This is a genomic window from Azospirillum tabaci (genome assembly GCF_014596085.1).
Classification (GTDB): domain Bacteria; phylum Pseudomonadota; class Alphaproteobacteria; order Azospirillales; family Azospirillaceae; genus Azospirillum; species Azospirillum tabaci.
Genome location: NZ_JACCJY010000059.1, coordinates 1 through 8,549 on the forward strand (window position 1 = coordinate 1; position 8,549 = coordinate 8,549).

10 protein-coding genes are annotated in these 8,549 nt (G+C 69.1%); 4 read left to right on the plus strand and 6 right to left on the minus strand.

The window, feature by feature from the left end; genetic code table 11:
* The 4 genes from H0B54_RS29015 to H0B54_RS29030 all read left to right on the plus strand — a co-directional run.
* On the plus strand, nucleotides 1-93 hold a 93-nt coding region (locus H0B54_RS29015), incomplete at its 5' end, for a hypothetical protein (protein ID WP_188262419.1).
* 39 nt (nucleotides 94-132) lie between these two features.
* Complete coding sequence (locus H0B54_RS29020; protein ID WP_188263228.1) at nucleotides 133-309, plus strand: hypothetical protein; 177 nt, start codon at nucleotides 133-135, stop codon at nucleotides 307-309.
* The gene (locus H0B54_RS29025) at nucleotides 306-1,793 is read left to right on the plus strand and encodes a bifunctional enoyl-CoA hydratase/phosphate acetyltransferase (protein WP_188263229.1); all 1,488 of its coding nucleotides are present in this window, start codon (nucleotides 306-308) and stop codon (nucleotides 1,791-1,793) included. Before H0B54_RS29020 ends, H0B54_RS29025 begins: the two co-directional genes overlap by 4 nt.
* A 10-nt stretch (nucleotides 1,794-1,803) precedes the next feature.
* Nucleotides 1,804-3,021, plus strand: a complete 1,218-nt coding sequence (locus H0B54_RS29030; RefSeq protein WP_188263230.1) for an acetate/propionate family kinase — start codon at nucleotides 1,804-1,806, stop codon at nucleotides 3,019-3,021.
* A gap of 9 nt (nucleotides 3,022-3,030) precedes the next feature.
* Here the strand turns inward: H0B54_RS29030 and H0B54_RS29035 are convergent, their stop codons facing one another.
* The 6 genes from H0B54_RS29035 to H0B54_RS29060 all read right to left on the minus strand — a co-directional run bounded on the left by H0B54_RS29035 (nucleotide 3,031) and on the right by H0B54_RS29060 (nucleotide 8,275).
* Nucleotides 3,031-3,798, minus strand: a complete 768-nt coding sequence (locus H0B54_RS29035; RefSeq protein WP_343069055.1) for an alpha/beta fold hydrolase — start codon at nucleotides 3,796-3,798, stop codon at nucleotides 3,031-3,033.
* 295 nt (nucleotides 3,799-4,093) lie between these two features.
* Complete coding sequence (kduD, locus tag H0B54_RS29040; protein WP_094307539.1) at nucleotides 4,094-4,858, minus strand: 2-dehydro-3-deoxy-D-gluconate 5-dehydrogenase KduD; 765 nt, start codon at nucleotides 4,856-4,858, stop codon at nucleotides 4,094-4,096.
* 31 nt (nucleotides 4,859-4,889) lie between these two features.
* Nucleotides 4,890-5,726, minus strand: a complete 837-nt coding sequence (kduI, locus tag H0B54_RS29045) for a 5-dehydro-4-deoxy-D-glucuronate isomerase (protein ID WP_188263232.1) — start codon at nucleotides 5,724-5,726, stop codon at nucleotides 4,890-4,892.
* A 45-nt stretch (nucleotides 5,727-5,771) separates the two neighbouring features.
* Nucleotides 5,772-6,524: a GntR family transcriptional regulator gene (locus H0B54_RS29050; protein WP_188263233.1), complete on the minus strand. Its 753-nt coding sequence runs from the start codon at nucleotides 6,522-6,524 to the stop codon at nucleotides 5,772-5,774.
* Between the two features lie 137 nt (nucleotides 6,525-6,661).
* Nucleotides 6,662-7,684 carry a 2-keto-3-deoxygluconate transporter gene (kdgT, locus tag H0B54_RS29055; protein ID WP_188263234.1) on the minus strand — a complete coding sequence of 341 codons (1,023 nt, stop codon included), beginning with the start codon at nucleotides 7,682-7,684 and terminating at the stop codon, nucleotides 6,662-6,664.
* Nucleotides 7,685-7,879: 195 nt separating this feature from the next.
* On the minus strand, nucleotides 7,880-8,275 hold the full coding sequence (locus H0B54_RS29060; protein WP_188263235.1) for a hypothetical protein: 396 nt from the start codon (nucleotides 8,273-8,275) through the stop codon (nucleotides 7,880-7,882).
* Nucleotides 8,276-8,549: the final 274 nt, after the last annotated feature.

An 8,549-nucleotide genomic window follows, 5' to 3' on the forward strand; every position in this document is an offset into this window, starting at 1 on the left:
GACCGGCTGGCCAAGTACAACCAGCTGATCCGCATCGAGGAGATGCTCGGCACCGCCGCCCGCTTCGCCGGACGCGGCATCCTCAAGGCGTAACGGCCCCGCGGAAGGCGGCCTGCGGCAAAGTGTCCGGTGATGCCGGATTTGCTGCGCCGCACCGCCTTTTCCGCTAATATATCAGTACACAAAAAGACGCTCACAGAAGAAGACGGCAAGACGCGCTTCCCCTTTCAGCAAGGCGCGCGCCGGGAGGGATCGGCTGAAACGGTCAGCATCATGCCTATTTCTCTTATCCGGAGTGTTCTGCAATGACTGCCAATGGTGAAACCAGCGGCGACCTCCCTGCGGCCCCGATCGAGGCGGCCCCGATCGAAAACGTCACTTTCGACGAGATCGTGATCGGGCAGTCCGCCAGCATCGCGCGGCAACTGACCGTGATGGATGTCGAGCTGTTCGCCACCGTCTCCGGCAACATCGATCCGGTTCATCTGGACGCGAAATTCGCCGCCGACAGCCGCTTTCAAAAGGTGATCGGGCATGGCATGTGGTCCGGCGCGCTGATTTCCGGCGTGCTGGGGACGCGGCTGCCCGGCGCCGGCACCGTCTACGCCGGCCAGGACCTGCGCTTCCGCCGCCCGGTCGGGCTGGGCGACGTCATCACCGCCACCGTCACCGTGCGCGAGAAGCAAGCCGACAAGAACATCGTCGTCTTCGACTGCCTGTGCACCAACCAGGACGGCGAGGTCGTGGTGACCGGGACCGCCGAGGTGATCGCGCCGACCCGCAAGGTCCGCCGCGCCGCCCACGCGCTGCCGCAGATCCAGATGATCCGCCACGACAAGCACGACGCGCTGCTGCGCAAGTGCGACGGGCTGGAGCCGGTCGCCACGGCGGTCGCCCATCCCTGCGACGAAAGCTCGCTGAAGGGCGCGGTGGAGGCGGCGGAAGCGGGCCTGATCGACCCCATCCTGATCGGCCCGGCGGCGAAGATCCGCGCGCTGGCCGCCGCCCACGGGCTGGACATCGCCCGCTACCGTCTGGTCGACGTGGAGCACAGCCACGCCGCCGCGGCAGCGGCCGTCGCCCTGGCCCGCACCGGCGAGGCCGAGGCGGTGATGAAGGGCAGCCTGCATACCGACGAGCTGATGGCCGAAGTCGTCCGCAAGGAGACCGGCCTGCGCACCAGCCGCCGCATCAGCCACGTCTTCGTGATGAACGTGCCGACCTACCCGCGGGCGCTGCTGATCACCGACGCGGCGATCAACATCTACCCGACGCTGGAGGACAAGGTCCACATTGTCCAGAACGCCATCGACCTCGCCAAGGTGCTGGGCGTCGAGACGCCGCGCGTCGCCATCCTGTCGGCGGTGGAAACCCTGAACCCGAAGATCGCCACCACTCTGGAAGCGGCCGCGCTGTGCAAGATGGCCGACCGCGGCCAGATCACCGGCGGCATCCTCGACGGCCCGCTGGCCTTCGACAACGCCATCAGCGCCGAGGCCGCGCGCATCAAGGGCATCAAGTCCCCCGTCTCCGGACAGGCCGACATCCTGCTCGTCCCCGATCTGGAAGCCGGCAACATGCTGGCCAAGCAGCTGTCCTTCCTCGCCAACGCCGACGCGGCGGGCATCGTTCTGGGCGCGCGGGTTCCGGTCATCCTGACCAGCCGCGCCGACAACGTCCGCACCCGCCTCGCCTCCTGCGCCGTGGCGGCGCTGGTGGCCGCCGCGCGCCGTCCCGCCCCCGCGCTCAACGCCGCTGCCGCTCCCCTGGCCGCCCCCCTGGCTGCGGAGTGAGGATCACACCATGTCGCATCGTGACGCCTGTCTCGTCATCAACGCGGGCTCCTCCAGCCTGAAATTCTCCGTCTTCTGCGGCGCCGGAAAGCACGATCTGGAGGCGGTCCTGACCGGCCAGATCTCCGGCATCGGCACCGCCCCGCGCTTCGAGGCGAAGGACGCGGCCCGCCACGTCCTGGCCGACGGCCTCCTGGACGAGGTCGGCCCCGGCGACCGCGCCGGGCTGCTCGGCTTCCTGCTGACCTGGATGCGGCACGAGCTGCGCGACGTGCGGCTGGTCGCCGCCGGCCACCGGGTCGTGCATGGCGGCACCCGCTTCGACGCGCCGGTCCGGCTGACCCCGGCGGTGCTGGCGGAATTGGAGGCTCTGGTGCCGCTGGCCCCGCTGCACCAGCCGCACAACATCGCGGCGATGACCGCGCTGGCCGAGGTCTATCCGGAGCTGCCGCAGGTCGCCTGCTTCGACACCGCCTTCCACAGCACGCGGCCCTGGCAGGCCCAGATGTTCGCCCTGCCGCGCGAGCTGACCGACGAGGGCGTGCGCCGCTACGGCTTCCACGGCCTGTCCTACGAGTACATCGCCCAGCGCTTGCCGCAGATCGCGCCGGAGCTGGCCGAGGCCCGCGTCGTCGTCTGCCATCTCGGCAGCGGGTCCAGCCTGTGCGGCATGCGCGCGGGCCGCAGCGTCGACACCACCATGGGCTTCACCGCTCTGGACGGCCTGCCGATGGGCACGCGGCCTGGTTCCATCGACCCCGGCGTGCTGATCTATCTGATGCGCGAGAAGGGCATGGGGCCGGACGAGCTGGAGCGGCTGCTTTACCACAAGTCCGGCCTGCTCGGCGTGTCCGGCGTCTCCAACGACATGCGCGCCCTGCTGGACAGCGAGAACCCGCAGGCCGCGGAGGCCGTGGAGCTGTTCTGCTTCCAGGTCGCCAAGCAGGCGGCGGGGCTGGCCGCCTCCATGGGCGGGCTGGACGCGGTGGTCTTCACCGCCGGCGTCGGCGAGAACTCCGCCCCGGTGCGGGCGCGGGTGGCGGAGAAGCTGGGCTGGCTCGGCGTCCACCTCGACGGGGCGGCGAACCGCGCCCGGGCCACGCGCATTTCAGCCGCCGACAGCCGCGTTCCGGTCTTTGTCATCCCCACCGACGAGGAACGGATGATCGCCAGCCACACGCTGGCCATCCTGGCGCGCAACGCGGTGCATCCGCCCCTGGCGGCCTGATCCCGGCCATCAGAGTTCGCTCAGGAAGCTCCGGATCGCATCGAGGACGAGCGTTTCCCGCTCGCGGTGCGGCACATGGCCGGTGTCGGGGAGAAGCCTTGCGGCTCCCCGCCCGGCCGCGATGCGTTCGGGGTGGGCGCTGGAGCCGTACTCGTCCCGGTCACCGTGCAGCGCCAGAACCGGGCAGCGCACCGCGGCGAGAGCGCGGTCCAGGGTCCAGTCGGCGAAGCCGGGCGACAGCCACGTCTCCGTCCAGGCGTCCAGGACCCATCGGGCCTTGTCGCCGTGATACCTCGCCAGACGCGCGACGTTGGCGGGGTTCTGGAAATCGCGCTTGGCGTCGCGGATGCCGGCGAGCGTCCTCTCTTCCACGAAGGCCTGGGCGGCGATGGTCACGAGGGCGCGGCACCGCTCCGGAAAGAGCGCCGCCGTCTCGACGGCCATGCCGCCCCCGACGCTGTGCCCGCAGGCGACGAACTCGGTCACCTCAAGCCGGTCGCACAGCGGCGGGATGCTGTCCTGCGCCTCCGCGGCGACGAAGTCCAGGGCGAGCCGCCCCGGATGAGCGTCCGAGCGTCCAAAGCCCAGCCGGTCGTAGGCGATGACGCGGCGATTCGTCTCCTCCGCCAGCCGCTGCGGGAAGCCGCGCCACAAGTCCACGCTGCCGAGGGAGTCGTGGAAGAGGATGATCGGCGCGGCGCCGGCGGCTTCCGGAGTCCAGCTTTTCGCGTAGAGGGTTCCCTTCGCGGTCCGGATCGACCATTCCGTTTCGGTCACGGGGGCTTCGTTTGGCGTCGGCATGGCGGGTGGCGTTGCGGTCCTGGGGACTTCCGTTATGCCGTGAAGCGCCGAGGAACGCCCGTGGAAACGTATTGACGCTGCCTTTGCCCCCTCCCTTACCTCCCCCGCTCTCGCAGGGGAGGGGACTGCCGCCGCCTCGCAGGAATCTCCCTCCCCTGCGACAGCGGGGGAGGGCCGGGGTGGGGGCAATGTCCAACCCGAACCGCCACAAGAAAAAGCCGGGCGCCATCACTGGCGCCCGGCTTTATCACCGAAACGGAACCACCCCGCCTCAGCGGGCGAGCCAGCCGCCGTCCACCGGCAGGACCGTGCCATGGACATAGTCCGACGCGTCGGAGGCCAGGAACACCGCCGGGCCGCCCATGTCGGACGGAACGCTCCAGCGGCCCGCCGGGATGCGGCCGAGGATCTCCGCGCTGCGCTGCTCGTCGGCGCGGATCGCCGCCGTGTTGTTGGTCGCGACGTAACCCGGCGCGATGGCGTTCACGTTGATGCCCTTGCCCGCCCATTCGTTGGCGAGCAGGCGGGTGATGCCGGCGACGCCGCTCTTGGAGGCGGTGTAGGAGGGCACGCGGATGCCGCCCTGGAAGGACAGCATGGACGCGATGTTGATGATCTTGCCCTTGCGGCCCTGGCCGATGGCGTAGCGCCCGAAGGCTTGGCAGAGGAAGAAGACCGTCTTGATGTTGATGTTCATCACGAGGTCCCAGTCGGCCTCGGTGAAGTCCACGGCGTCGGCGCGGCGGATCATCCCGGCGTTGTTGACCAGGATGTCCAGCCCGCCGAGCGTGCCCACCGCCTCCTCCACCAGACCCTGCACCGGGGCGATGCTGGTCAGGTCGGCCTTCATGGCGTGGAAGCGGCGGCCGGCGGCTTCGACGAGGCCCTTGGTCTCGTCGAGGGGAATGACGTCCACCGCGGCGATGTCGGCGCCGGCCTGGGCCAGCGCCAGGGCGATGCCCTGGCCGATGCCGGTGTGGGCGCCGGTCACCAGGGCGACCTTGCCGGTGAGATCGAAGGGATGTGCCTGAGCCATTGTCTTGCTCCTTATTCTTGGCGTCCTGGGATCAGCGCAGGTCTTCCATGGGGATGAAGTCCATGTCGGTGAAGTCCTGGTTGTCGCCGGCCATGGCCCAGATGAAGGTGTAGTTGCGGGTGCCGACGCCGGAATGGATCGACCAGCTCGGCGAGATCACCGCCTGCTCGTTGGCGACGACGACGTGGCGCGTCTCGGACGGCTCGCCCATGAAGTGGAAGACGCGGGCCGGCTCCGGCAGGTCGAAGTAGAAATAGACCTCGCAGCGGCGGTCGTGCGTGTGGCACGGCATCGTGTTCCACATGTTGTTCGGCTTCAGCACGGTCATGCCGAGCACGAGCTGCGCGGTGCGGCAGACGTCCGGATGGATCATCTGGTAGATGGTGCGCTCGTTCGACTGGGCCGGATCGCCCATGTGAACGGCCTTGGCCTGCTCGATGGAGATCTTCATCGTCTCGAAGCGGGCGTGGGCCGGGGCGCTGTTCAGGTAGAACTTCGCCGGGTTGGCCGGGTCCAGACTCTCGAAACGGACGTCCAGGCTGCCCATGGTGATGTAGAGGCAGTCGCGCGGGGCCAGCTCGAACACCGCGCCGTCCACCGTGATGCGGCCCGGGCCGCCGACGTTGACGGCGCCCAGCTCGCGCCGGTCGAGGAAGTTGGCCGAGCCGATGGCCTTGGCCGACTCCAGCTTCAGCGGGCCGGACACCGGCATGGCGCCGCCGACCACGAAGCGGTCGATGTGGCTGTAGGTGAGGACGATGTCGTCCGCCTCGAAGATGGACGGGACGAGGAAATGGTCGCGCAGCTTGGTGGTGTCGTAGTTGCGGACGTCATCCTGGTGTGACGCGTGGCGGACGGTGATCTTCATGGCGGTATCCTCGTTTGTGTTTTTCAGGGCCGGTCGGCGGCCAAATCAGGGACCAGTGAAGAAGAACGGGTTCGCCCCCTGGGCCTGGGGGATGGAGGTCAGCAGGCCGTCCAGGTGAACGGCCATGCGGTCGGCGGCCAGCGCCGGGTCGGCGTCGGCGATGGCGTCCACGATCGCCGCGTGCTCGGCCAGCACATGGGTGAGGCGCCCGGGCTCCGGCAGGGTCAGGCGGCGGTAGCGGTCCACCTGCACCTTCACCTGCTGCGCCATGCTCCACAGGCCGGGGTAGCCGGCGATCTCGGCGATCAGGGCGTGGAACCGCTCATCGGCCTCGTGGAAGGCGTTGAGGTCGCCGTCCTCCACCATCTCCTGCTGGAGCAGCAGATTGGCACGCAGGCCGGCGATCTGGCTGCCGGTGGCGCGCTGCGCCGCGTAGCGGACGGCGGTGCCCTCCAGCGAGGTGCGGATGACGATGGCTTCCGGCAGGGCGTTCACCGGAATGCGGGCGACGAAGGTGCCCACCTGCGGGAAAATCTCGATCAGCCCCTCGTCGGCCAGCCGTTGCAGCGCCTCGCGCACTGGGGTGCGGCTGACGCCGAAGGCTTCGGCGATGTGCTTCTCGACGATGGGCTCGCCCGGATTGCGGCGCATCTCCACGATGTCCGCGCGCAGCGACCGGTGGATCGCCGCCATGGTGGAGGCGCCCCGCGCCGGCCCCCGGGAGGGCTTCACCGCGCTCCGCTGGGTGGCGGGGCGGTCGTTGCTGGCGTCGGGCGTCGGGGGGGTCGGCATGTCCATGGCTGCACCTGTGTCGCCGGCTCGGCCGGTCCTAAGGGAGCATATTAGTATATCAGTGTCGCGGTGCAAGCCGGAAATCACGGGGTCCGCAATCTCCGGCTTTCGCCCAGGGTGGGGCGACGCTCAGTCGGTCGCCGTCACTCGGCGGGGGCGGGCTGGGCCGGCAGGGGCTGCGCTTCGGCGTTCTTCTGGGCGGCCAGATAGCGCGGGGAGAGGACGCCGAACCGGCGGGCCCACCAGGCGGTTAGGATCGGGGTGAGCAGCGAGGTGACGACGACGCTGGTGGCGACCAGGGCGGTGGCGGCCGGTGCGCTCGGCGCGAAACTCGGCTCGATGGAGGCGATGATCGGCGGGACCGTGACGGCGGCGCCGGCGGTGGAGGCGGCGCCGATGCCGGCGGTGCCGTTGCCCTTGGCCAGCAGGATGTCGGCGACGACCAGCGTGAAGCCGGTGACGGCGATGACCGAGAGGCCGAGGACGATGCCGAGCAGGCCGGTGTTCAGGATGACCGCGAAGTTCAGGTTGTTGCCGAGCGCGAAGGCGAAGAAGGGCACCATCACCGGCACGGCCTGGCCGAAGAACTTGCGGAACTCCTGGTCCAGGTTGCCAAGGGCGAAGCCGATCAGGAAGGGCAGCAGGGCGCCGACCATGGTCTGCCAGGGGAAGGCGGCCAGACCGGCCAGACCCAGCGTCGCCATTGTCATGAAGGGGCCGGATTCCAGGCACATCAGGCAGAAGGCGCCGGATTCCTCCTTGGTGCCGTACTGCTGCATCAGCGCCATGTACATGCCGCCGTTGGTGTCGTTCATGGCGGCGATGATCGCCAGCACCGACAGGCCGGTGAAGAAGCCCGAGCTGACGCCCTCGTGCGGGATGAACCAGGAGGCGATGATGCCCATGGTGGCGGCGGTGAGGATCTTCACGGAGACGAGCACGCCGCTCTTGCGCAGGACCAGCGGGGTGGCCTTCAGGCTGATGCTGGCGCCGATGCAGAAGAACCAGACAGAGAGGATCGGCAGGGTGCCGGTGATCAGGCCGTTGGTGAAGGACCCGAAGAACTTGCCCGTGTTCGGCGCGAAGGTGTTCAGGCAGGCGCCGAGGAACAGGGGAAGGATCATCATCCCGCCGGGAATGCGGTCGATCCGGGATTTGATGTTCATAGTCGGTACTCCTGGGGCGGTCCGACTGGGCCGTCGATGAAAAGTCCGGGGTGGTGGCTGCCGGTTGCGGCGAATGGAGGGGGAGCGTGCCGCGCATCCCCTGCGGGGGCGGCGCTGGTCCGGTGGCCGTCGGGCCTGTCCGTGGATCGCGCCGTCGATGGAGTGGATACTAGTATATCAGCGGTGCGGGGCAAGTCAGGAGAACTGCGTACCCCGTCGGAAGACACTCTGTCGCACGTCTTGCGGTGGTGGCTCGGCGCTGCCGCTCCCGTGCGCCGGAAAACCACGCTCCGTGTCGGAAAGCGCAAGCGTGGCAACGGCTTGCAGCGCTTCGTGGACGCGGTGGTAGGCGGCTTCGATGCGCCGGATGGCTTGGTCGGCCGCAGAGTGTCGCGATGGTTCGCCGCCGGCCCGCCGGGCGGTTTCCCGGAAGAGGGCAAGGGCGGTGCGGCCGAAATCCTCGAAGCGCGCGTGCAGGCCGTGGTCATCCAGGGCGAAGACCGGCGTGGTCAGAATGGCCCGCCACAGGGCGTCGGCGTCCCGCTCCAGGGCGGCGATGCGCGCGGTCGGCGGGTCGGAGGTCCGGGGCATGCCACGGCTCCTTCAAAAGGTGTTTTCAAAAGGCGGGGTTTGAAAACTGGTATTTTAGTTTTTGGGGTGGAGACGGGAGCCGCATTGCCCCCACCCCGGCCCTCCCCCGCTTCGCAGGGGAGGGTGCCTTTACGCGGAGTGGCGGCAGTCCCCTCCCCTGCGTCAGCGGGGGAGGGTTAGGGTGGGGGCAATGCGGCTCCGCCCTTACTTGGCGTTGGCCATGGCGACGGCGGTGTCGCTCATGCGGTTGGAGAAGCCCCACTCGTTGTCGTAC

What these genes read in the sequence shown, in the direction of transcription:
- kdgT (WP_188263234.1), bottom strand. Translation starts at nt 7,684, where the DNA reads ATGAACATCAAATCCCGGATCGACCGCATTCCCGGCGGGATGATGATC.
- kduI (WP_188263232.1), bottom strand. Translation starts at nt 5,726, where the DNA reads ATGAAGATCACCGTCCGCCACGCGTCACACCAGGATGACGTCCGCAAC.
- H0B54_RS29030 (WP_188263230.1), top strand. Translation starts at nt 1,804, where the DNA reads ATGTCGCATCGTGACGCCTGTCTCGTCATCAACGCGGGCTCCTCCAGC.
- H0B54_RS29020 (WP_188263228.1), top strand. Translation starts at nt 133, where the DNA reads ATGCCGGATTTGCTGCGCCGCACCGCCTTTTCCGCTAATATATCAGTA.
- H0B54_RS29025 (WP_188263229.1), top strand. Translation starts at nt 306, where the DNA reads ATGACTGCCAATGGTGAAACCAGCGGCGACCTCCCTGCGGCCCCGATC.
- H0B54_RS29060 (WP_188263235.1), bottom strand. Translation starts at nt 8,275, where the DNA reads ATGCCCCGGACCTCCGACCCGCCGACCGCGCGCATCGCCGCCCTGGAG.
- kduD (WP_094307539.1), bottom strand. Translation starts at nt 4,858, where the DNA reads ATGGCTCAGGCACATCCCTTCGATCTCACCGGCAAGGTCGCCCTGGTG.
- H0B54_RS29050 (WP_188263233.1), bottom strand. Translation starts at nt 6,524, where the DNA reads ATGGACATGCCGACCCCCCCGACGCCCGACGCCAGCAACGACCGCCCC.